This window comes from Ancylobacter koreensis (assembly GCF_023016525.1).
GTDB lineage: Bacteria > Pseudomonadota > Alphaproteobacteria > Rhizobiales > Xanthobacteraceae > Ancylobacter > Ancylobacter koreensis.
In genome coordinates this window covers 596,341-616,886 of record NZ_JALKCG010000002.1, presented here as the reverse complement: position 1 = coordinate 616,886, position 20,546 = coordinate 596,341, and the positions used below count along the sequence as shown (strand labels likewise).

General features: G+C 68.1%; 20 protein-coding genes, 2 tRNA genes and 1 pseudogene. 8 read left to right on the top strand and 15 right to left on the bottom strand.

What is annotated here, in order from left to right:
- Positions 1–9 precede the first annotated feature (9 nt).
- A pseudogene (locus tag MWN33_RS19205) lies at positions 10–522 on the top strand (recombinase family protein); the annotation flags it as partial.
- A 513-nt stretch (positions 523–1,035) separates the two neighbouring features.
- Here MWN33_RS19205 and MWN33_RS09960 read toward each other — a convergent pair.
- Positions 1,036–1,110: transfer RNA gene (locus tag MWN33_RS09960), tRNA-Glu, on the bottom strand.
- Between the two features lie 105 nt (positions 1,111–1,215).
- A complete protein-coding gene (locus MWN33_RS09955; RefSeq protein WP_247200324.1) occupies positions 1,216–1,557 on the bottom strand; it encodes a hypothetical protein in 342 nt (113 codons plus the stop codon).
- Between MWN33_RS09955 and MWN33_RS09950 the strand changes: the two genes are divergently transcribed.
- Positions 1,556–2,599, top strand: a complete 1,044-nt coding sequence (locus MWN33_RS09950) for an RluA family pseudouridine synthase (protein ID WP_247200323.1) — start codon at positions 1,556–1,558, stop codon at positions 2,597–2,599. The genes MWN33_RS09955 and MWN33_RS09950 overlap by 2 nt on opposite strands.
- Positions 2,600–2,765: 166 nt before the next feature.
- Positions 2,766–3,677: an RNA polymerase sigma factor RpoH gene (rpoH, locus tag MWN33_RS09945; protein WP_247200322.1), complete on the top strand. Its 912-nt coding sequence runs from the start codon at positions 2,766–2,768 to the stop codon at positions 3,675–3,677.
- Positions 3,678–3,786: 109 nt separating this feature from the next.
- Here the strand turns inward: rpoH and MWN33_RS09940 are convergent, their stop codons facing one another.
- From MWN33_RS09940 to MWN33_RS09900, 9 genes are all read right to left on the bottom strand, one after another.
- Entirely contained in the window at positions 3,787–4,215 is a 429-nt protein-coding gene (locus MWN33_RS09940; protein WP_281493696.1) for a DUF5990 family protein, read from the bottom strand.
- Between the two features lie 86 nt (positions 4,216–4,301).
- On the bottom strand, positions 4,302–4,757 hold the full coding sequence (locus MWN33_RS09935) for a CBS domain-containing protein (RefSeq protein ID WP_247200320.1): 456 nt from the start codon (positions 4,755–4,757) through the stop codon (positions 4,302–4,304).
- 213 nt (positions 4,758–4,970) lie between these two features.
- A complete protein-coding gene (locus MWN33_RS09930) occupies positions 4,971–6,374 on the bottom strand; it encodes an NAD(P)(+) transhydrogenase (Re/Si-specific) subunit beta (protein ID WP_247200006.1) in 1,404 nt (467 codons plus the stop codon).
- Positions 6,375–6,384: 10 nt separating this feature from the next.
- A complete protein-coding gene (locus MWN33_RS09925) occupies positions 6,385–6,864 on the bottom strand; it encodes a proton-translocating transhydrogenase family protein (protein ID WP_247200005.1) in 480 nt (159 codons plus the stop codon).
- Between the two features lie 130 nt (positions 6,865–6,994).
- The gene (locus tag MWN33_RS09920) at positions 6,995–8,146 is read right to left on the bottom strand and encodes a Re/Si-specific NAD(P)(+) transhydrogenase subunit alpha (RefSeq protein ID WP_247200319.1); all 1,152 of its coding nucleotides are present in this window, start codon (positions 8,144–8,146) and stop codon (positions 6,995–6,997) included.
- A gap of 8 nt (positions 8,147–8,154) precedes the next feature.
- On the bottom strand, positions 8,155–8,448 hold the full coding sequence (locus MWN33_RS09915; RefSeq protein WP_247200318.1) for an aa3-type cytochrome c oxidase subunit IV: 294 nt from the start codon (positions 8,446–8,448) through the stop codon (positions 8,155–8,157).
- Between the two features lie 86 nt (positions 8,449–8,534).
- Positions 8,535–9,947, bottom strand: coding sequence for an ABC1 kinase family protein (locus MWN33_RS09910; protein ID WP_247200317.1), 1,413 nt, complete (start codon positions 9,945–9,947; stop codon positions 8,535–8,537).
- 69 nt (positions 9,948–10,016) lie between these two features.
- Positions 10,017–10,964, bottom strand: a complete 948-nt coding sequence (locus MWN33_RS09905; RefSeq protein ID WP_247200316.1) for a heme-dependent oxidative N-demethylase family protein — start codon at positions 10,962–10,964, stop codon at positions 10,017–10,019.
- Positions 10,965–11,089: 125 nt separating this feature from the next.
- Positions 11,090–12,112 (bottom strand): MBL fold metallo-hydrolase, encoded by a 1,023-nt coding sequence (locus tag MWN33_RS09900; protein WP_247200315.1) that lies wholly within the window; start codon positions 12,110–12,112, stop codon positions 11,090–11,092.
- Between the two features lie 85 nt (positions 12,113–12,197).
- On the opposite strand from MWN33_RS09900, the gene MWN33_RS09895 reads away from it, so the two are divergent.
- The gene (locus tag MWN33_RS09895; RefSeq protein ID WP_247200314.1) at positions 12,198–13,073 is read left to right on the top strand and encodes a helix-turn-helix domain-containing protein; all 876 of its coding nucleotides are present in this window, start codon (positions 12,198–12,200) and stop codon (positions 13,071–13,073) included.
- A gap of 6 nt (positions 13,074–13,079) precedes the next feature.
- Here the strand turns inward: MWN33_RS09895 and MWN33_RS09890 are convergent, their stop codons facing one another.
- On the bottom strand, positions 13,080–14,936 hold the full coding sequence (locus MWN33_RS09890) for a M3 family oligoendopeptidase (RefSeq protein WP_247200313.1): 1,857 nt from the start codon (positions 14,934–14,936) through the stop codon (positions 13,080–13,082).
- A 161-nt stretch (positions 14,937–15,097) separates the two neighbouring features.
- Between MWN33_RS09890 and MWN33_RS09885 the strand changes: the two genes are divergently transcribed.
- Entirely contained in the window at positions 15,098–15,832 is a 735-nt protein-coding gene (locus MWN33_RS09885; protein ID WP_247200312.1) for a histidine phosphatase family protein, read from the top strand.
- A gap of 77 nt (positions 15,833–15,909) precedes the next feature.
- Here the strand turns inward: MWN33_RS09885 and MWN33_RS09880 are convergent, their stop codons facing one another.
- A complete protein-coding gene (locus MWN33_RS09880; RefSeq protein ID WP_247200311.1) occupies positions 15,910–16,176 on the bottom strand; it encodes a hypothetical protein in 267 nt (88 codons plus the stop codon).
- A gap of 72 nt (positions 16,177–16,248) precedes the next feature.
- Here MWN33_RS09880 and MWN33_RS09875 point away from each other — a divergent pair, with 72 nt between their 5' ends.
- Together MWN33_RS09875 and MWN33_RS09870 are read left to right on the top strand one after the other, a co-directional pair.
- Complete coding sequence (locus MWN33_RS09875; protein ID WP_247200310.1) at positions 16,249–16,599, top strand: hypothetical protein; 351 nt, start codon at positions 16,249–16,251, stop codon at positions 16,597–16,599.
- Positions 16,600–16,878: 279 nt separating this feature from the next.
- Complete coding sequence (locus MWN33_RS09870) at positions 16,879–18,453, top strand: putative bifunctional diguanylate cyclase/phosphodiesterase (protein WP_247200309.1); 1,575 nt, start codon at positions 16,879–16,881, stop codon at positions 18,451–18,453.
- Between the two features lie 74 nt (positions 18,454–18,527).
- Here MWN33_RS09870 and MWN33_RS09865 read toward each other — a convergent pair.
- Positions 18,528–18,602, bottom strand: a tRNA-Val gene (locus MWN33_RS09865).
- A 101-nt stretch (positions 18,603–18,703) separates the two neighbouring features.
- On the bottom strand, positions 18,704–19,063 hold the full coding sequence (gene cpdR, locus MWN33_RS09860; protein WP_247200308.1) for a cell cycle two-component system response regulator CpdR: 360 nt from the start codon (positions 19,061–19,063) through the stop codon (positions 18,704–18,706).
- A gap of 314 nt (positions 19,064–19,377) precedes the next feature.
- Between cpdR and MWN33_RS09855 the strand changes: the two genes are divergently transcribed.
- Positions 19,378–20,256, top strand: a complete 879-nt coding sequence (locus MWN33_RS09855) for an N-formylglutamate amidohydrolase (protein ID WP_247200307.1) — start codon at positions 19,378–19,380, stop codon at positions 20,254–20,256.
- Positions 20,257–20,546 lie beyond the last annotated feature (290 nt).

Sequence of the window (20,546 nt, the reverse complement as noted above, 5' to 3'; positions counted from 1 at the left end):
GCCGAGCTGGTGCGGCTGATGTTCGATCTCTACCTGCGGGGAGACGGCACATCGGGCCCCATGGGCATCAAGGAGATCACCAAGCACCTCAATGCCAAGGGCTATCGCACGCGGCTCGGAGCCCGCTATGGCGTCGGCACCATCCACGGCATCCTGACCAATCCCGTTTATGTCGGGGAATGGAGCTTCAACAAGCGCAGCTCGAAGACGGGGCAGGTGAAGCCTCAGCACGAGGTTATCCCGATCTCGGTGCCTGCCATCCTTGAGCGCCGCACTTTCGACAAGGTGCAGAAGGCGCTCAGGGCCAAGAGCCCGCACAACAGCCCGCCACGGGTGATCTCGGGTCCGATCCTGCTGACGGGGCTTGCCTATTGCGCCTGTTGCGGCAGCGCCATGACGCTGCGCACCGGCACATCCAAGAGCGGCAGGGTTTATCGCTATTACAGTTGCTCGGCTTCCGGCCGAGTCGGCAAGTCCGCCTGCAAGGGGCGAACGGTGCCCATGGAGAAGCTCGACCAACTGGTCACACGCCATTTCGCTGAACGCGTCCTGATGCCGGAGCGACTGGAGGCGCTGCTGCAATCTGTCGTCGACCGGCGGGTGAAAGCCGATGCCGAGGTCCAGGCGCGGATCGATGAACTCTCTCGCGAAAGAACGACGGCGGAAGATAAGCTGCGGCGGCTCTACCAGCTTGTCGCCGACGGCATCACTGAGCCCGACGAGATGCTCAAGGAGCAGATTGAGAAGCTCAAGGCAGACCGGCAACGGGCGCATTCAGCGCTGGAGCGGATCGAGAATCAGGGTGCTGCCGCAACCCGACTTGATCCCGACAAGCTTGCCCACTTCGGGCAGCTCATGCGGTCAAACATAACCGAGGGCGAGGTACCGTTCCGCAAAGCCTATCTGCGGTCGCTTATCGACGCAGTCGAAGTCGACCAGCACGTCGTGCGCATCCACGGCTCAAGGACGGTGCTGGAGAGAGCCGTACTCGCCGACCGAGCCACCCAGCCGGGTGTTCGCGGTTTTGTACGGAAGTGGCGCGCCCACGGGGAATCGAACCCCGGTTTTCGCCGTGAGAGGGCGACGTCCTGACCGCTAGACGATGGGCGCATCTAGGCAGGCGCGTCTCTTAGAGCCATTCGGCGGCCGGATCAAGGGTATGGCACGGGGGAAAGTGGTTTTTCCCCATGCCTCCGGACGGCCCACCTCGCGCCCTCAGGGCTCGCTGGCAAAGCCCAGCGCGCCGCGCGGAGCGCGGGTGGCGAGGTCGAAGAAACGCGTCTCGACGCGCCCCTCGCGCTCCAGCGTCACCGCGATCAGATCGCCGGAGATCACCGCGGAACGCACATCCGAGCCCTTCGGCAGCTGGATCGTGCCGGCGATATCGGCCGGGGCACTTTTTTTGCCGCTCATGAGCTTGTATCCGATAGCTCCGAAGACGGCGAGAAAGCCGAGCGCCATGATCAGGCCGGAGAACAGGGCAAAGCTGCGCAGCTTGCGCAGCACCCGCTCCTGCGCCGGATCGAGCTTTTCGTCGTCTGTATCTGGAGAGGTCATGCCGGCACCGGACGAAGTGAATGACGATCTGGACGAGGGCGCGCCCGAGGCGGCGCTGCGCGTCGATATCATTGCCGGGCCCGGGGATGAAGGGCTTCGGCTCGACCGCGTGCTGGCGCTCCACCTTCCCGAGTTCAGCCGCACGCGGCTGCAGGCGCTGATCGCGGAGGGCAAGGTGAGCCGCGACGGCCGACCGGTCTCCGGCAGCTCGGGCAAGGTGAGCCCCGGCGAGAGTTTCACCGTCGAGGTCCCCGCGCCCGAGGCCGCCGAGCCGGAGCCGCAGGATATTCCCCTCGTCATCGTCCACGAGGACGATCATGTCATCGTGGTCGACAAGCCGGCCGGGCTCGTCGTCCACCCTGCCCCCGGAAACCCCGACGGCACGCTGGTCAACGCGCTGCTGTTCCATTGCGGGGCGAGCCTGTCGGGCATCGGCGGGGTGCGCCGGCCGGGCATCGTGCACCGGCTCGACAAGGACACGTCCGGGCTTCTCGTGGTCGCCAAGAATGACCGCGCGCACAAGGCGCTGGCCGCGCAGTTCGCCGACCATGGCCGCACCGGGCCGCTGGAACGCGCCTATCTCGCCTTCGTCTGGGGCGTGCCGGACCTGCCGAGCGGCACGGTCGACGCGCCGCTGGCCCGCCATCCGGTGGCGCGGGAGCGCATCGCCGTGCGCGCCAGCGGGCGCTACGCCATCACCCACTGGCAGAAGCTGGAAGCCTATGACGACACGCAGGCGCGCCCCGTCGCCTCACTGGTCGAATGCCAGCTCGAGACCGGCCGCACCCACCAGATCCGCGTCCACATGGCCCATATCGGCCACCCCCTGCTCGGTGACGCGATCTATGGCGGCGGGCAGCGCACGCGGGCCAACCGGCTGGACGAAGGGGCGCGCGAGGCGATCGAGACGCTCGGCCGGCAGGCGCTGCACGCGGCCCGCCTCGGCTTCGAGCACCCCGCGACCCGCGAGTTCATGCTGTTCGAGAGCGAGTTGCCGGACGACCTCGGCCGCCTGCGGGCCGTGCTCGGCGGCGGGGAATGAGCGGAACGCCAACGCGGCAGCGCCCACTCAACGCTTCGTGACCCCGGATCGGCTTGCGGTTTCGCAAAAACGCGCCTCTCCTGCTATTATAGATTGGCGGCCGGCTCAAAGCGGCCGCAAACCGGTTGCCCAATCATGGGGACCGAGAGAACAGGAGGGTGCAGTCATGGCCCGTTCCGCTATGAGCCTGCCGTCGGCTGAAGGCGGCCTGAATCGTTACCTCGCGGAAATCCGCCGGTTCCCGATGCTGGAGCCGCAGGAAGAATATATGCTCGCCAAGCGCTGGCGCGAGCACGAGGACCCGGAAGCCGCGCACAGGCTCGTCACCAGCCATCTGCGTCTCGTGGCCAAGATCGCCATGGGCTATCGCGGCTACGGCCTGCCGATCTCCGAAGTCATCTCGGAAGGCAATGTCGGCCTCATGCAGGCGGTGAAGCGCTTCGAGCCCGACAAGGGCTTCCGCCTCGCCACCTATGCCATGTGGTGGATCAAGGCCTCGATCCAGGAATACATCCTGCGCTCGTGGAGCCTCGTGAAGATGGGCACCACGGCGGCGCAGAAGAAGCTGTTCTTCAACCTGCGCAAGGCCAAGAGCCAGATCTCCGCGCTCGAAGAGGGCGACCTGCGCCCCGATCAGGTGCAGCAGATCGCCACCAAGCTCGGCGTCACCGAGCAGGAAGTCATCGAGATGAACCGTCGCCTCGGCGGCGATTCCTCGCTGAACGCTCCGCTGCGCGGCGATGTCGAGGGCGGCGGCGAATGGCAGGACTGGCTGGCCGACGATCACGACAGCCAGGAAGCCGTGCTGGTCGAGCATGAGGAGATGGACAACCGGCGCAGCGCGCTGTCGGGCGCCCTCTCCGTCCTCAACGAGCGCGAGCGGCGCATCTTCGAGGCGCGCCGGCTCTCCGACGACCCGATGACGCTGGAGGACCTCGCCGCCGAGTTCGGCGTGTCGCGCGAGCGCGTGCGGCAGATCGAGGTGCGCGCTTTCGAGAAGGTGCAGAAGGCGGTGATCGACCGCGTGCACCAGATGGAAACCGCGCCGATGCGCCAGGAAGCCTCGCCGGCGATGTGAGGCGCGATATCGGACACGCGGCCTGCCCTCTCGGCGGGCCGGGAACGTTCTATGAAGCAGTGAAGGCGCGGGCCCTGTCCGCGCCTTCCTCTTTTGAGGGCAGCAGCCTTCAGCGCTCGACGACGCGCCGTTCGACGGGCCGCACCGTGGCGCAGGCCGGCGTGCCGTCTCCGGCCGTGCCCTCGATGGTCGTCTCGATGAGGCCGCCGTGCGCCGCGCGGTCCACCAGTTCGGGCGGGATGTCGTGGATGTCGATCTTCATCCGCCGCGACCAGGGCGAGGCGGCGTCGCCGGCGAGTTGTCCGATGCGGATATAGACGAATCGCCGCTGCGCGCCTTCGCGGCGCACCTGATCGCCGAGGAATTTCCGCCCCGGACCCAGACGGATCGCGAAATCGAAGGCGAGTGGCTCGCCGTCACGCGAGACCTTCGGATCGAGCGGCGATCCGTCCGCCGCCTGGAGACTATGGAGCACGCCCGCGGCCGGTCGCAGGATGAGGATGCGCAGAGCGATCCGTGTCTGATCTGCCGGGGCCATCGCTGCTGAGAGTTCCAGATACCGCCGGCGAAAGCCGCTCGCGCTCGGCGAGGCCGAGGGCAGCGAGCGACGAAGCCGGCTTTGCCTCAGGCCGAGAGCGGCACACCGGCAGCGCCCGGCCGGCCCGCGCCCGTCATCGCGGCGGCGGCGCGCACGTCATGGGCGAGCACGTCGCGGATGCTGAGCACGCCGACGAGCTGGTGCTCCTCCAGCACCGGCAGATGGCGCACATGATGGCTGTCCATGAGCGCGCGCACATGGTCCACCGTGTCGTCCATGGCGCAGGAGATCATGTTGCGCGACATCAGCTCGCCGACCGGCACGCGCAGCGCGCTCGCCCCGCGCTCGGCGACCGCGCGCACCACGTCGCGTTCGGAGAAGATGCCGACGACCGTGTCGCCCTCCGAGCCGCAGGCGTCCTTCACCACCACGGCGCCGATGCGCTCGCGGTTGAGCAGCGTCGCGGCCATCTCGACCGTCTCCGACATGCGGATGGTCGGCACGCGCGCGTTCTTCAGCTTCATGAGATCGGCGACAAGCATGGCGTATCCCTCTGGTGGTGCCTAGGCCGTCACGCTTCTTATTCTTTTGTCCAAGTCTGGTATGCAATACACAAGCCGTCAACGAAAAGAGTCGCGGCAGCGCAGCATCTTCTGACGCTGCGTCATCCGGCGGCGGCGGAGGCCTTCGCGACGAACAAAAAGGCCGGGCGTGAGCCCGGCCTTTCGTGTTTCGGACAGGGCCAGAGGCCCGTGTCAGTGATTGAGGTTCTTGACGACGTCCTCGACCATTTTCTTGGCGTCGGCGAAGAGCATCATGGTGTTGTCGCGGAAGAACAGCTCGTTCTCGACGCCGGCATAGCCGGCCGCCATGCCGCGCTTGATGAACAGCACGGTCTTGGCCTTCTCCACGTCCAGGATCGGCATGCCGTAGATCGCCGAGGTTGGGTCGGTCTTCGCCGCCGGGTTGGTCACGTCGTTGGCGCCGATGACGAAGGCCACATCCGCCTGCGCGAACTCCGAGTTGATGTCCTCCAGCTCGAACACCTCGTCATAGGGAACGTTGGCTTCCGCCAGCAGCACGTTCATGTGCCCGGGCATGCGGCCCGCCACCGGATGGATGGCGTATTTCACCTCGACGCCCTCCTCCTTCAGCTTGTCCGCCATCTCGCGCAGCGCGTGCTGCGCCTGCGCCACCGCCATGCCGTAGCCCGGCACGATGATCACCTTCGCCGCGTTCTTCATGATGAAGGCCGCGTCCTCGGCCGAGCCCTGCTTGACGGGCCGCGTCTCCGCCGCCCCCGCCGGGCCGGAGGCGCTGTCGCCGCCGAACCCGCCCAGGATCACCGAGACGAAGGAGCGGTTCATGCCCTTGCACATGATGTAGGACAGGATCGCGCCCGAGGAGCCCACCAGCGCGCCGGTGATGATCAGCGCCGTGTTGCCCAGCGTGAAGCCGATGCCCGCCGCCGCCCAGCCCGAGTAGGAGTTCAGCATCGACACCACCACCGGCATGTCGGCGCCGCCGATCGGGATGATCAGCAGGCCGCCGAACACCAGGCTGGCGATCACGATCAGCCAGAACACCGTGTGGCTCTCGGTCATGGTGAGCACGCCGATCAGCACCACGATCAGCAGGGCGAGGCCCGCATTGATGACGTGCCGGCCCGGCAGCAGGATCGGCTTGCCGCTCATATTGCCGTTCAGCTTGGCAAACGCGATCACGGAACCTGTAAAGGTGATGGCGCCGATGGCGACGCCCAGGCTCATCTCGATCAGCGCCTGCGCGTGGATCTCGCCCGGCGCGCCGATGCCGAAGGCGCCCGGCGCGTAGAGCGCCGCCGCCGCCACCATCACCGCCGCGAGGCCCACCAGCGAGTGGAAGGCCGCCACAAGCTGGGGCATCTGCGTCATCGCGATCTTGCGCGCGATCACCGCCCCTAGCCCGCCGCCGATGGCGAGGCCGCCGAGCACCAGCGCCCAGCCGCCCAGACCCGCCGGCGGCGAGGCCGCCAGCGTCGTCACGATGGCGATGGTCATGCCGACCATGCCGAACAGATTGCCCTGGCGGGACGTCACCGGGCTCGACAGCCCGCGCAGCGCCAGGATGAACAGCACCCCCGAGACGAGGTACAGAAGCGCGACCAGATTGGCGTTCATCGGGGCGCCCTCACTTCTTCTTCGAGTACATGGCGAGCATCCGGCTGGTCACCAGGAACCCGCCGAAGATGTTCACCGCCGCCAGCACGAGCCCGACAAAGCCGAAGCCGCGCGCCCATTCCGTGCCCTCGGCTACCGTGTCGACGCCCACCGCGAGGAGCGCGCCCACCACGATCACCGAGGAGATCGCGTTGGTCACGCTCATCAGCGGCGTGTGCAGCGCCGGCGTCACCGACCACACCACGTAATAGCCGACGCACACCGCCAGCACGAAGATGGCGAGCCGGAACACGAACGGGTCGATCGCCCCGCCGGTGAGCGCGTGCGCCGCCGCGCCCGCCGCCTGTCCCGCGATCTCCGCATAGTTCTGCGCCGCCGCTTCCGCATAGGCCTGCGCCGCCTGGGCCGCCTGGCGCGCCACCTCGGCCGCCATGCGCGCTCCCTCGACCGCGTTCTGGGCGACCGCGTCGCCCGTTGCCGGATTGGCCATTTCCCTCAATCCCCTGACGTCTGTTCACGAGGCGCGTGCCGCGCCTGCCCGCGCCGCCCGCCTCTTCATCATCGCTCTGCGCCGGGCGCGCGCCGCGCGCGCCCGCAGGTTCAGCTCGCTCCGGCGCGGCCTAGGCCGCCGTCACTGCCGCCGGCGCGAAGGACGGGTGCACCACCGCGCCGTCCCGCGTCAGCAGCGTCGCCTTCACCAGCTCGTCGTCCCACTTCACCGCCAGGCTCTTCGTGCCCTTGTCCACCAGCGTCTCCACGAAGGCGTACAGGTTCTTGGCGTAGAGCTGCGAGGCCGTCGCCGCGAGCCGCCCCGGCACGTTGAGATGCCCGACGATCTTCACGCCGTTCGCCGTGGTGACGACGTCCCCCGCGACCGCGCCCTCGACATTGCCGCCGCGCTCCACCGCCAGGTCGATCAGCACCGAGCCCGGCTTCATCGACGCCACCATGTCGGCCGACACCAGCTTCGGCGCCGCCCGGCCGGGGATCAGCGCCGTGGTGATGACGATGTCCTGCTTGGCGATATGGCTCGCCGTCAGCGCCGCCTGCTTGGCCTGGTACTCCGCCGACATCGCCTTGGCGTAGCCGCCGGCCGTCTCGGCCTGCTTGAACTCCTCGTCCTCGACCGCGATGAACTTGGCCCCGAGGCTCTCCACCTGCTCCTTCGAGGCCGGGCGCACGTCGGTGGCCGAGACCACCGCGCCAAGGCGCCGCGCCGTGGCGATCGCCTGAAGGCCGGCCACGCCCGCGCCCATCACGAACACCCGCGCCGCCGGCACCGTGCCCGCCGCCGTCATCATCATCGGGAAGGCCCGGCCGAACTCGGCCGCCGCGTCCACCACCGCCCGGTAGCCGGCGAGGTTCGCCTGGCTGGACAGCACGTCCATCACCTGCGCGCGGGTGATGCGCGGCATCAGCTCCATCGCGAACAGCGAGACGCCCGTGCCGGCGATCTCGCCCAGCGCCGCCTCCTGCCCGTGCGGGTCGGCGATGGCGATCACCAGCGCGCCCCGGTTCGCCCCGGCAAGCGCCGCCGCCGCCGGACGCCGCACACCGAGCACGATATCCGCCCCGGCGACCGCCGCGGCGTTGTCCGCCACCACCTTCGCCCCCGCCCCCTCATACTCCCCGTCGCCGATCCCAGACGCCAATCCCGCTCCAGACGCGACAAAAACCTCCGCGCCAAGACCAAGATAGCGCCGGACCGTATCGGCAGACGCGGCAACCCGTGGCTCCGAAGCAGAGCTCTCTTTGACAATTGCGATACGCATGACTGTTCTCAGGAAGTGATGATCAGGGCGAGCACGAGAAGGCCCAGCAGGCCGAACAGCAGCTTGGGCTTGCCATCCGCCGAGGCCAGACCAACAGCGCAGGCGGCGATCGAGGCGAGCGTGCCGATGGTGAAGATGCCCCAATGCCCGTTGGCGCCGCCAATGGCGAAGGCCACCATGAAGCAGGACAGGGCCAGCGTGCTGACCAGGGTCATCTTGGTGAAGAAGTGATATGTGCCGCGGTGCTCGGCATAGTCGTTGCCGTCCGCCTGGGCGTATTCGGTCACTCCGTGATCGGCCATTTCGACCCCCTCCCAAAGAATAATGAGCGCGTGCCTCCGCTTTAGCGGAAGACGCCGGCCCCGGCAACGGCGCGCCCTTGCCGCCGCTAGGCCAACCCGGCCCTTGCCAGCGCGGCGCCTTGACGCGCCGCAACCTGCCCCACCTCGAAATCGGCGATGGCGTCCTCGAACAGTGCATGGAAGTTCATCTGCGCCTTCAGGTGCAGGAAAACCCCGCCGAGGCCGATGGCGGCGCGGTCCATGAAGACGAATTCGCGCGGCACCCGCACCGGGCCCTTCTCCTTCAGCGCCTTGTGCACGCGGAACGCCTCGCGCCGGCCATACTCGCCCGGCGCCACGCCGTCGGCGACGGTCCGCACGCGGTCGTCGAGCAGCGGACCGTAGATGAAGCCGGCCCAGATGTTGAGCACGTCGATCAGTTCGCGGCTGAGCCCGCGGAAACCCCAGGTCTCGTAGGCATGCACGATGCGCGCGTCGTCGCCGGTCTGCAGGCCGCGATAGAGGTCGACCACGCCGCCGACGAAGGCCGGCGGGAAGACGCGGATGCAGCCATAATCGAGCAGGTTGATGCCGGCCGGGGAACCCTGCGCTTCGAAGACGGTGTAATTGCCCAGATGCGGGTCGCCATGGATGACGCCGAAGCGCGCGAAGGGCAGCCACCACGCCGCGAACATGGCGTGGGCGATGGCGTTGCGCGCCTCCAGCGGCGCCTCGACATGATCGAGCAGGCGGCGCCCCTCCAGCCAGTCCAGCGTCAGAAGCCGCCCGGTGGAGAGTTCGCGGTGCACGCCCGGCACCCGCACGGTAGGCACATCGCGAAGCATCTCGGCATAGAGCGCCGCGTGGGCGGCCTCGCGGCGGTAATCGAGCTCCTCGCGCACCCGCGCGCCGATTTCCTGCGCGATCTCGGTGGTGTCGATGGCGGGATCCATCCGCCGGTGCAGGGCGAGCACCATGCCGAGCTGCTTAAGATCGGCTTCGACAGCCGACTGCATGTCGGGATATTGCAGCTTCACCGCCACCTCGGCGCCGTCCAGCGTGGTGGCGCGATGCACCTGGCCGAGCGAAGCGGCGGCGGCCGGCTCCTTCTCGAAGGCGGCGAAGCGGCGCGCCCAGTCCGGGCCGAGCTCGGCCATCATGCGGCGCTTCACGAAGGCCCAGCCCATGGGCGGCGCCTGGTTCTGCAAGGTCGCGAGTTCGGCGGCGTATTCCGGCGGCAGCGCGTCCGGGATGGTCGCCAGAAGCTGCGCGACCTTCATGATCGGCCCCTTGAGCCCGCCCAGCGCGGCGGCGAGCGCAGCGGCATCGCCCTGCTGGCGGTCGAGGCCGAAGAGCCTCGTGCCGGCGATGCGCGCGGCGACGCCGCCGACCTTCGTGCCGACGCGGGCATAGCGGGCGGTGCGGGCGGAAAGCCGGTTGGCCTCGCCGTCACGCGGGGCGGCGGCGGGATCGGTGAAACGCGCGTCGGAGGGATCGTCGGCGGAGGGATCGTCGGCCATGGCTTCTAGCTAGGACGCGCGCGCCGCCGCGCAAGCCGGCCGGCGCTCATGTCGCAGCGTCCTCCTCGGCTATTCGCCCTGCGCAATGCGCTCCAGCGCGGCGGCGACGGCGTCGCGATGCTCGGTCAGCGCCTTGTAGGCGAGTTGCTCGGCATCGAGGCCGAAGATCTGCTCGCGCAGCGAGGCGGCGAGCGCCCGGCCCTCCGGGTGGCGGCGGAAGGTGGAGAACGGGTCGACATGGATGCGCACGGCGAACAGCATGTCGCCGCTGACGGGCATGCGGCGCAGCGCCTGCCGCTCCACCCGCACGAAGGCTTCCGGCGCCAGATTGGCGGGATCGTCGAACCAGTGGCGCGGGCGTTCCTTCGATTCGGGGTGGTGCAGCTCGTCGTCGGGATAGATAGACCAGTTCACGCGCCAGACCGGCTGGTCGACCTTCAGATTCTCGAAGATGCGGTTCATCACCCTGGCGAGCTTGCTGGGATAGCCCGGCACGTTCTCGTGCAGCCGATCGAGCGTCTGGCCGAAGCGCTCGGCGAGCGACCAGGCGGAGGGGAAACACAGCACGGCGGCGGTCAGCCGGTAGCCGGCCTCGCTTGGGGTGAGGATCAGCAGGTCGTCGGAGATGAGCTGGCCGGCAATGGCGAGCGGCGCCTCGTGCGGATCGTCGAGGTCGAAGCTGCGCCCGGTCGGCAGCACGGTGATGGTGCGCCCGTCCAGCCGGTAGAGATCGGGAAAGCGGGCAGTGACATGGTCGACGACGAGTTGCAGCGCCTCGGCCTGCGCCGCCCGGCTCGACGGCTCCTCGCGCAGCACCACGTCGCGCTTGTCGCGGATCAGCGCCTCGCGCTGCGCCAGCGTCGCGGCGAGCTTCGGGTCGGGCTCGATCCATTCGGCGAGGTCGAGCGGGGCGAGGCCGACGGAAAAGGCCTTGCGCGAGCCGTCATAGGGCGTGTGGGCGAAGGTTGCGGGATCGGCGGCGGCGTCGGCGACAGGCTGGGGGGCGGCGGCGTTCATCGTTCCAAGCTCGGCTGGGCGCGGGCGGAAGGCCCGGACCCGGCCAGCTTAGAATGTGTGCAGGGCGCGCGTCAGCCCCACTTTTAGTCATCCCCATCGGGAAACGCCGCCAGCCCGGGCTCCCGCTAGCCGAGCTGGTAAGTCAGCGGGATCCAGCGGTAGCCCTCGCCGCGCCGCTCGACATAGCCGAGCGAGGGGAAGGATGTGTGGTAGGCCGCGACGGCGAGGCGGTCGGTCGCCACCATGTCGTAGATCTTCCGCCGTGTGGCGACCCCCGCCTCCTTGTCCTGGTCGAACAGCGCATGCCAGTCCGGCCGGGCCAGAGAAGCGACCTCGTGATGGGCGCAGTCGCCCCACACGAGCAGGCGCTTGCCCTCGCTCTCGACATGGAAGGCCAGATGCCCCGGCGTATGGCCATGCGCAGCCACGGCGCGGATGCCCGGCAGCACCTCGCCATCGGCGGCGATGAAGCTCGTCCGGTCGGCCAGCGGCAGCACATGCGAGCGGAACATGACGGCCGAGCCGTACTCGTTGCTTTCCTTCGGGGCGGCGAGCGGCCTGTCGCTCTTCCAGAAGTCGAATTCGGTGGCGCCGATCACGTAGCGCGCGTTGGGGAAGGTTGGCTTCCCCTCGCTCATCAGCCCACCGACATGGTCGGGGTGGGCATGGGTGATCACCACGACATCTACCTGCTCGGGCGTGTAGCCGGCCGTGGCGAGCGACTTCACCAGCCAGCCGCCGGCGGGCGGCGGGACGAAGCCGCTGGCGCCGTTACCGGCATCGAACAGCACGAGTTCGCGCCCGGTATTCACCAGCGTCGGCGAGAAGCCCGGGCGAAAACGCTTCTCGGGCAGCAGGTTCGCCGCCATCAGCGCCTCGACCTCGGTTGCCGACCGATCCTCGCCGACGATGGGCCATGGCCCGTCGATCATCGCGCTGGCGTCGAGCAGGCTGGTGACATCGAAGCGGCCGAGCCGGAAGCGCTGGAAGGTCGGCGTCGACGGAGCCAGCTCCGGCGCGGCGGCGAAGGCGGGCACGCCGCGCAGCACCGCCGGGGCGGCGAGAAGGCCGAGCGCGGCCGTAAGCGCATGGCGGCGCGACAACTCAAGCCCCCGGCGGCGGCCGGGAAGCGGGGAAAGCGTGTTCATGGGCGTCCTCCGGGGACCGCTTCGCGGCGGGCCTTTTTGATGTTCAAATGGGCGCGTCTGGCGCGCACCTTCGAGGAGGCTACCCATGGCGCCGCCGAGCCGCTTGTATGAACGTGCGCCCCACGTCGTGGCGCCCCACGCTGTGGCGCCGCCCGCCGTGGCCGCCCCCGCGCCGCTGTGGCACCTCGATCCGGAGCGCACCTGCTTCATCGGCCGGCTGACCTACAACGCGCCGCACCAGCACGGCGCGCCGGTATTCCTCGCCGGCCTCTATGGCCGCTTCGGCCTGCGCCTCGCCGGCGGCGACTGGCAATGGGTGCGCACGGCGATGATCCCGGCCGGCGTGGTGCATGAGCTCAATGTCGGCGGCGATCCCATCGCCGTGCTCTATATCGAGCCGACGCTGGAGGGCGCGCCCACGCTGGCGGCGTTGACGGCCTCGACAGCGGAGACGGGCGGGGCTCTGGCAGGCAAGGCGGGAGAGTTCGCGCTGCTGCGGGAGATGTGGGAGGACGCCGGCAGCATCGCCTGGGCCGGCGCCGCGCTGGACGACCTCGTCGGCTTCGGGGCAAAGCGGGCGCGCCGGCCGGTGGACCCGCGCGTGGCGCGTATCCTGGAAAGCCTGACGGATCGCGCCGACGACGGCAGCGTGGACGGGCCCGGCGTCGCCGCCGCCTGCGCGCAGGTGGGGCTGTCGCCCCACCATTTCCAGCACCTGTTCACCCGCGAGGTGGGCGTGCCCTATCGCCGTTACCGCGCCTGGACGCGCATGCGCCGGGCCATCGCCACCGTCTCGCAGGGCAGCAGCCTCACCCGCGCCGCGCATGAGGCGGGCTTCTGCGATCAGGCGCACTTCACCCACGATTTCCGGCGCACCTTCGGCGCGCCGCCCTCGTGGAGCCTCAGCGGCGTGCGGCTGTCGACCGATCCGGCCCGGCGCAGACCCGCCGCGCCGGGCTGAAGGGGCTCACGCCTCCTCCATCGCTTCCAGCTCGCCGATCATCCGCTCGATGAGGTTGAGTCCGGTCTGCCAGAAGGCCGGGTCGCGTGCGTCGAGGCCGAACGGCTTGAGCAGCTCGGAATGGTGCTTGGTGCCGCCGGCCGCCAGCATGGCGAGGTAGCGCTCGGCGAAGCCTTCGGAGGCGTTCTCGTAGACCGCGTAGAGCGAGTTCACCAGGCAGTCGCCGAAGGCGTAGGCGTAGACATAGAAGGGCGAATGGATGAAGTGCCCGATATAGACCCAGTAATTCTCGTAGCCAGGTCCGAGATGGATGGCGTCGCCCAGGCTTTCGGACTGCACCTCCATCCAGATCTTGCAGATGCGCTCGGCGGTCAATTCGCCACTCTTGCGCTCGGTGTGGATGCGACGCTCAAAGGTATAGAAGGCGATCTGGCGCACCACCGTGTTGATCATGTCCTCGACCTTCGAGGCCAGCATCGCCTTGCGGGCACGGGCATCCGGCGCCGCGGCGAGCAGGCGGCGGAAGGTCAGCATCTCGCCGAACACCGAGGCGGTCTCGGCGAGGGTCAGCGGGGTCGGCGCCATCAGCGCGCCGTTCGGCGCCGCCAGCACCTGATGCACGCCATGGCCAAGCTCATGGGCGAGGGTCATCACGTCGCGCGGCTTGCCCATGTAGTTGAGCAGCACATAGGGGTGTGCCGAGGGCACCGTGGGGTGCGCGAAGGCGCCGGTCGCCTTGCCCGGCCGCACGCCGGCGTCGATCCAGCTTTTGTCGAAGAAGTCGCGGGCGATATCGGCCATGCGCGGGGAGAAGGTGGAATAGGCGCCGAGCACCGTGTCGCGCGCCTCGTCCCAGCCGATGGGGCGGGTGTCGACCTTGGGCAGCGGCGCGTTGCGGTCCCAGTATTCCAGCTTCTCCTTGCCGAACCACTTTGCCTTGAGCTTGTAGTAGCGGTGCGCCAGCCGGGGATAGGCGGCGTGGACGGAGGAGACGAGCGCATCCACCACCTCGCGCTCGACCCGGTTGGCGAGGTGGCGCGAATCCGCGATGTCCTCGAAGCCGCGCCAGCGGTCGGAGATTTCCTTGTCCTTCGCCAGCGTGTTGGTGACGAGGGTGAACAGGCGCAGATTCTCGCCGAACACCTTGGCGAGGGCGGCGGCGGCGATCCTGCGCTTCTCCTCCTCCGGCTCGGCAAGGAAGTTCAGCGTCTGCTCCAGCGGCAGGATTTCGCCGGCGACGTCGAAGCGCAGGCCGGCGATGGTCTCGTCGAACAGCCGGTTCCACGCCGAGCGGCTGCTGACGCCCTTTTCGTGGAAGAGCTGCTCGATGCGGTCCTCCAGCTGGTAGGGCTTCTCGGCGCGCACGTCCTCGATCCACGGCCGGTACTTGCCGAAGGCCGGATCGGCGAGCGCCGCTTCCATCTTCGTGTCGTCGAGCCGGTTCAGCTCCAGCGTGAAGAACAGGAGATGGGTGGAGGCCTCGGTCAGCTTCTCCTGAACATCGCCATAGAACTTGGCGCGGACGGGATCGGTCGTGTCGCCGGAGTAGACGAGGCCGGCATAGGAATAGAGCCGGCCGAGCAGGTCCTCGATCTTCTCGTAGCGTGTGACGATGACGGCGAACTGCCCGCCCGCATCCGCGCCGTCGAGAATGTCGGCCAGCCTGCCCTTATAGGCCTCCTCGAAGGCCGCGCATTTGGCCGCCGCTGCTTCGAGATCCGCCTGCAGCTCGGGCGAATCGATCGCCGGGTAAAGATCGGTCAGGTTCCACTGGGGAAGATCGCCGAACGGGCCGGGGGCGGGGTAGGCAGGCGTTCCGGGCGAGCGGGGCACGAAAGCGAGGCGGTCGACTGGGCGCTGCATGATCACTCCGGCGGGTGGAATTTGCTGGCAGTGATATCGTGCGCGCCGCCGGCCTATCAACCGCCGCGCCCAACTATATGGCCGGCAACGCCGACATATCCGCCCCTTGATACGACGAGGCTCCGGCGCGAAGGTGCCGCGACCATCCTGTGGAGGATCTGATGACGGCCCGCCCTGCCCTCGCGCTCCTCGGCGCCCTGCTCGTTCTTGCCGGGAGCTTTGCCTGCTCCACGGCGGAGGCTGCCCCGCGCCGCATCGTCATCGTGCGGCACGGCGAGAAGCACACGCCGCTCACCCTGTGCAGCATCGGTCGTGAGCGCGCGCAGGCGCTTGCCGCGCAATATCTCAGCCCGACAAGCCCTATGAGCCTTTTGCGCGCCGACCCGCCGGCGGCGATCCTCGCCATGACGCTGCACACGGTGGAAACCGCGCGGCCTATCGCGCGCGCCTGGGATATGAGACTGATCGCCCCGCCCATCGGCTACGTGCCGATCCGCAACAACCGCTACTTCAATGCCAAGCTGAACACGGTGAACCAGCGCGTCGCCCGCGACCTGCTGACCAACCCGCGCTGGCAGGGCAAGACGGTGCTGATGGTGTGGGAGCATTTCCACATCGCCTCCGCCGCGCTGGAGGCGGAATTCGCCGGCGAGCCGATCACGCTGCGCCAGCTTTTCCACCTCGACAAGGTGAGGGGCGTGGCCGGAGGGGTGCCCATGACCTGGCCGGACAGCAACTACAATTTCTTCTGGATTCTGACCTACGACCGGCCGGAGGACACCGTGCCGAGCCGGTTCGAGGTGGTGCGGCAATATTTCGCCGAGCCCTTCGCCAACCTGCCCTCCAATGACTGGAACGCCCCCGAACCGCTTCCGCCCGGCAGCGGCTGCACCTGAGCCTCACCGTATCGGAGCTCAAAAGAAAAGGCGCCCCTCGCGGGGCGCCGAAGTCTGGTCCAATCGGGGAATGCACGTCAGTCGAAAGAACGCTTCATCCGCTGCCAGGGCGAGTTGTAGCCCTCATAGAGCGGAGCGAAGATCGGCTGGTAGATCGGCCGGCCCTCGTTCGCACGCACCTGCTTCTCGCGGACACGCTCATGTTCGCGCACCTGAACGCGGTCGGGCGAATCGCCGATGCGCGGCTGGTTGCGCGGGCCATCGGACGTGGCGCTGGCGGGAACGACGGCGGCGATGAGGGCTACGGCGGCAAGCGCGGCGACGCCCGTGTTTCGGATGCTCATGACTGCCTCCTCAAAGGTTGACTTGCCGGGCTAACCAGCAACCCCGCCGAAAAGTTTCATAATGGACGAGGATTGGCGCACGCCGCCGGGCTTGCGAAAAAACCTCGCGGGCGCGGGAACGTTACGGCAGGGCTGCGCGTTTCCGATCTCATGGAAACGTATGTCGACGCTGCACGATTCTGCCCTCCCCTTCGCCTCGCGGGCCGGGACGGCACAGAAGAAATCACGACGCTCGACGAGGCGCTGGTTTTTGCCGAGCGCAATCCGCATCCCAAGGGCGACTACGAGGGCATGATCCGCCGGCTTCAGGGCGCGCGCGGGCCGGAAGAACTCGTCGAAGCCGGCAACGCATTTCGCTGGTGGGCACAATCCAATGCGCTTCTCGCCAATGCGCCTATCGCACCCGGCGGGGCGCCGTCGTAGCGGCGCTCCTCATGGCGCCTCTGATGGCGCTCCTGATAGCGCCGTCCGGCATATTCCGGGCAGACGATATGGCGATATATGGCTGAATCGTGTCGACGTGACGCTGCGCGACTTGCCTTACGGTTGTTGGCGCACAACAATACCAGGCTCGGGCTACGGTCCATCGGTGTCCTCGCTAGACCTCGCCCCCAGTCCAAGCGAAGCCGTAAGCCATCTCGTTCCGGAATCCGTGTCTCGGAGTGATCACCGCATGCGCCGACCGCAGGGGTTCGTACGGCCATGAATCGGGCGCTCAGGGAAGGCGTCATCTTTCTGCTGGTCGGAGCCGCCGCCTACGCGCTTCTCGTCACGCTCGATCTCTACGACGCTCTGCTGGCGGTCGTCAGCCGCTACGGACTGGTTCCTTTCGAACATATCGTGGCGGCGCTTTTCGTGCTCGGCGCCTCGGGCTTCGTGTACGGCACGCGCCGGATCGTCGACCTGCGACACGAGGTCAAGCGCCGTGCAGCCGCTGAAATGGCGGCCGATTTCCTTGCCTACCACGACATGCTGACGCGGCTTCCCAACCGTCATTTCGTTGAACAGAGGCTGCCCGAGGCCGTGCGCAAGGGCGGCTTCAACGCGATCTTCATGCTCGACATCGACAACTTCAAGCAGGTGAACGACCTCGTCGGCCATCACGGCGGCGACGCGGTGCTCGCCTCCTTCGCCGACCGGCTGCGCACCTCGCTGCCCTCGGCGCTGGCCGCGCGCATGGGCGGCGACGAATTCCTCGTCGTGGCCGCCGCGCCGGGCGGGGAAATCGCGGCCATGGCCGAGCACATGTCAGACATGGCCCGCCTTCCGCTCAACATCGAGGGCACCTCGATCCAGATCAGCGCGTGCATCGGTTTCGCGCCGTTGGACCAGACCTCGCTCCATCAGGGCTCGCTCGATCAGGCGATCTTCGCCGCCGACCTCGCCATGCACGAGGCCAAGCGCCACGGCGTGGGGCGGTTCCATCCGTTTCATCCGCGCCTTGGGGCGGAGCTCAACAACCGGCTGGCTATCGAACGCCAGTTGCGGGTGGCGATCGCCGACGACCTGGTGGAAGCTCATTTCCAGCCGCTGGTCCGGCTCGCCGACGGACGCATCTATGGCTTCGAGGCGCTGGCGCGCTGGCAGCTCGACGACGGCACGCGCGTGCCGCCCGACCGTTTCATCCGCGTCGCCGAGCAGGCGGGCCTGATCACCGACCTGTCGAACCGGCTGCTGCGCAAAGCCTGCGCGCAGGCGCTCCGCTGGCCCGACGACCTGATGCTGGCCTTCAATGTCTCGCCACCCCAGCTCAGCGACGGGCTGCTCGCCGCGCGTATCCTCGCCATTCTGCGCGAGGTGGGCGTGCCGCCGCACCGGCTGTCGGTCGAGATCACCGAATCGGCCATCATCGCCGACCTCGATTCGGCGATCCGCACGATCCGCCAGCTCCGGCAGGCGGGTGTGCGCGTGGCGCTGGACGATTTCGGCACCGGCTATTCGAGCCTGTCGCAGCTCGCCAACCTGCCCTTCGACAAGATGAAGATCGACCGGCAGTTCGTCGCCAATTTCCTCGAGAACGACAAGCAGGCGAAGATCGTCAACGCCATCATCGGGCTGGGACAGGGGCTCGGCATCGCGACATTGGCCGAAGGCATCGAGAGCGAGGCCCAGTTCGAGGCGCTTCGCGCGCTCGGCTGCGATCTGGGCCAGGGCTTCCTGTTCGGCGAGGCGATGCCGGCGGAACAGGTGCCCGGCTTCCTCGCCCAGCGGGTGGCGGCAGCGCCGCCCGCAACTCCCTCGGTCCGCGCCCGAGCGGCCGCGAACCGCATGCCGTGAGCGGCTGACGGTAACGAGCGGTCTGCGGGGAGACGTCGTGGCGTGCCGTGACAGTCGGCGGCCGGAGTTCGGAATGGTGGGCGCGACAGGGATTGAACCTGTGACCCCCTCGATGTCAACGAGGTGCTCTCCCGCTGAGCTACGCGCCCATTCCGTGGTCTCTTGCGAGCGGGGCTCCCCTATAACGGGAAGCCCGCCGCCGCGCAAGCCGGTGCGTGCCCTGTGGACAGCACGGCCGCGGCAGCACGCGTCAGGCCGCCAGCATCTTGCCGACCTCGTTGACGAGATCGCGCAGGTGGAACGGCTTGGACAGCACCTTGGCGTCCTTGGGGGCCTGGTTATCGGCGTTGAGCGCCACTGCCGCGAAGCCGGTGATGAACATCACCTTGATGTCCGGGTCGAGCTCGGTGGCGCGCCGCGCCAGCTCTATGCCGTCCATCTCCGGCATGACGATGTCGGTGAGCAGCAGTTCGAAGGGCTCCTCGCGGAGCCGGTCATAGGCCGAGCGGCCATTGTCGAAGGAGGCGACCTCGTAGCCCGCATTCTGCAGCGCCTTCACGAGAAAGCGGCGCATGTCGTGGTCGTCTTCGGCCAGCAGGATCTTGAGCATCCCGGACTTCCTGATTCTCTGGACGGGAGGAGCGATACCGGGCGGATGCGGCGCCTCGGCCGCCACCTTCCCGTTCCCCGTTCGCACGTCCCCGCTTCTACGTCCCTCTTGGGTACTCCGGCGCCTCTTAGCACATCGTGAACGCGCGCGGGCACGGTCGGCGGCGGCGGGCTCGCGCTGACGTGTGCAGATTCCGCGCAGCGGCCGACGCGCCCGCATTCCACGTGGCCGGCCCGCATGTTAGACACGTCGGGCATGGTGCGCCCGTCCGGTCGCGCCGCCATGAGGAAACAGGCGCGGTACTGGTAGGGAAGATGGCCGTTCTAGCCGACATGATCGACCCCGCCTTCGAGACCGTGCAGCCGGCGACCCTCACCGCGCCTTTCCTGTTCAATTCCCCGCACAGCGGCGTGGTCTATCCCCGCAGCTTCGTCGAACAGTCGCGCCTGGAGCTTCCGGTGCTGCGCCGCTCCGAGGACACGCTGGTCGACGCCCTGTTCGGCGACGTCACCCGGCTCGGCATGGGCTTCATGCGCGCGCATTTCCCGCGCTGCTTCCTCGACGTGAACCGCGAGCCCTACGAGCTCGATCCCCGCATGTTCGAGGGCCGGCTGCCCGCCTATGCGAACACGCGCTCCATGCGGGTTGCCGGCGGGCTCGGCACCATCGCCCGCATCGTCGGCGAGGCGCAGGAGATCTATGGCCGGCGTATCCCGGTCGACGATGCGATCAACCGCATCGAGACGCTCTACAAGCCTTATCACCGCACGCTGCGCCAGCTCATGGTGCAGATGCAGCGCAGCTTCGGCGTCGCAGTGCTGGTGGACTGCCATTCCATGCCGTCGGGCTGCCAGCGCGACCAGCGCATCGACATCGTGCTGGGCGACCGCTACGGCACCAGCTGCGCGCCGATCATCCCCGACATCATGGAAGCCGAGCTGCGCCGGCGCGGCTATTCCGTGGTGCGCAACAAGCCCTATGCCGGCGGCTTCATCACCGAGCATTACGGCAACCCGGCCTCGGGCATGCACGCGGTACAGATCGAGATCAACCGCGCGCTCTACATGCACGAGGCCACCTACCAGCCGGCCGAAAGCTTCCAGACCGTGCGCAGCGACCTGCTCGACATGGCGCTCGCGCTCTCGCGCATCGCCCAGATCGAACTCGCGCCGCAACGAACGGCTGCGGAATAACGCTGCGTTCCCATGGCGTTAATCCATTCCCCGCAAAAATTTGATCGGGTGATGCAAAAGGCCGCATAAGAGCCTTGCATTTTGGACATGAGACCTATACGAATTCTGCACGCTCGGTTCCGGGCCGCTTTTCCCCACCGCATGTTCGGGGTTTGACCGCGAAGTCGCGGAGGGAAACGGTCGGCTCACAGGGATCGCGCAGCCCTTCAAGGGCGTTCGGACAGGCACGCAGACGACCACGCAAGATGGCAAAGCCACGGCGGGCGCATCTGGGGTCCGGCGCAAAAGAA

Excerpts from the sequence above, each read along its gene's own strand:
- MWN33_RS09855 (WP_247200307.1), top strand. The coding sequence starts at position 19,378 with ATGGCCGTTCTAGCCGACATGATCGACCCCGCCTTCGAGACCGTGCAG.
- MWN33_RS09935 (WP_247200320.1), bottom strand. The coding sequence starts at position 4,757 with ATGCTTGTCGCCGATCTCATGAAGCTGAAGAACGCGCGCGTGCCGACC.
- cpdR (WP_247200308.1), bottom strand. The coding sequence starts at position 19,063 with ATGCTCAAGATCCTGCTGGCCGAAGACGACCACGACATGCGCCGCTTT.
- MWN33_RS09880 (WP_247200311.1), bottom strand. The coding sequence starts at position 16,176 with ATGAGCATCCGAAACACGGGCGTCGCCGCGCTTGCCGCCGTAGCCCTC.
- MWN33_RS09910 (WP_247200317.1), bottom strand. The coding sequence starts at position 9,947 with ATGGCCGACGATCCCTCCGCCGACGATCCCTCCGACGCGCGTTTCACC.
- MWN33_RS09940 (WP_281493696.1), bottom strand. The coding sequence starts at position 4,215 with ATGGCCCCGGCAGATCAGACACGGATCGCTCTGCGCATCCTCATCCTG.
- MWN33_RS09885 (WP_247200312.1), top strand. The coding sequence starts at position 15,098 with ATGACGGCCCGCCCTGCCCTCGCGCTCCTCGGCGCCCTGCTCGTTCTT.
- MWN33_RS09950 (WP_247200323.1), top strand. The coding sequence starts at position 1,556 with ATGCCGGCACCGGACGAAGTGAATGACGATCTGGACGAGGGCGCGCCC.
- MWN33_RS09900 (WP_247200315.1), bottom strand. The coding sequence starts at position 12,112 with ATGAACACGCTTTCCCCGCTTCCCGGCCGCCGCCGGGGGCTTGAGTTG.
- MWN33_RS09915 (WP_247200318.1), bottom strand. The coding sequence starts at position 8,448 with ATGGCCGATCACGGAGTGACCGAATACGCCCAGGCGGACGGCAACGAC.
- MWN33_RS09920 (WP_247200319.1), bottom strand. The coding sequence starts at position 8,146 with ATGCGTATCGCAATTGTCAAAGAGAGCTCTGCTTCGGAGCCACGGGTT.
- MWN33_RS09895 (WP_247200314.1), top strand. The coding sequence starts at position 12,198 with ATGGCGCCGCCGAGCCGCTTGTATGAACGTGCGCCCCACGTCGTGGCG.
- MWN33_RS09890 (WP_247200313.1), bottom strand. The coding sequence starts at position 14,936 with ATGCAGCGCCCAGTCGACCGCCTCGCTTTCGTGCCCCGCTCGCCCGGA.
- MWN33_RS09930 (WP_247200006.1), bottom strand. The coding sequence starts at position 6,374 with ATGAACGCCAATCTGGTCGCGCTTCTGTACCTCGTCTCGGGGGTGCTG.
- MWN33_RS09905 (WP_247200316.1), bottom strand. The coding sequence starts at position 10,964 with ATGAACGCCGCCGCCCCCCAGCCTGTCGCCGACGCCGCCGCCGATCCC.
- MWN33_RS09955 (WP_247200324.1), bottom strand. The coding sequence starts at position 1,557 with ATGACCTCTCCAGATACAGACGACGAAAAGCTCGATCCGGCGCAGGAG.
- MWN33_RS09870 (WP_247200309.1), top strand. The coding sequence starts at position 16,879 with ATGAATCGGGCGCTCAGGGAAGGCGTCATCTTTCTGCTGGTCGGAGCC.
- rpoH (WP_247200322.1), top strand. The coding sequence starts at position 2,766 with ATGGCCCGTTCCGCTATGAGCCTGCCGTCGGCTGAAGGCGGCCTGAAT.
- MWN33_RS09925 (WP_247200005.1), bottom strand. The coding sequence starts at position 6,864 with ATGGCCAATCCGGCAACGGGCGACGCGGTCGCCCAGAACGCGGTCGAG.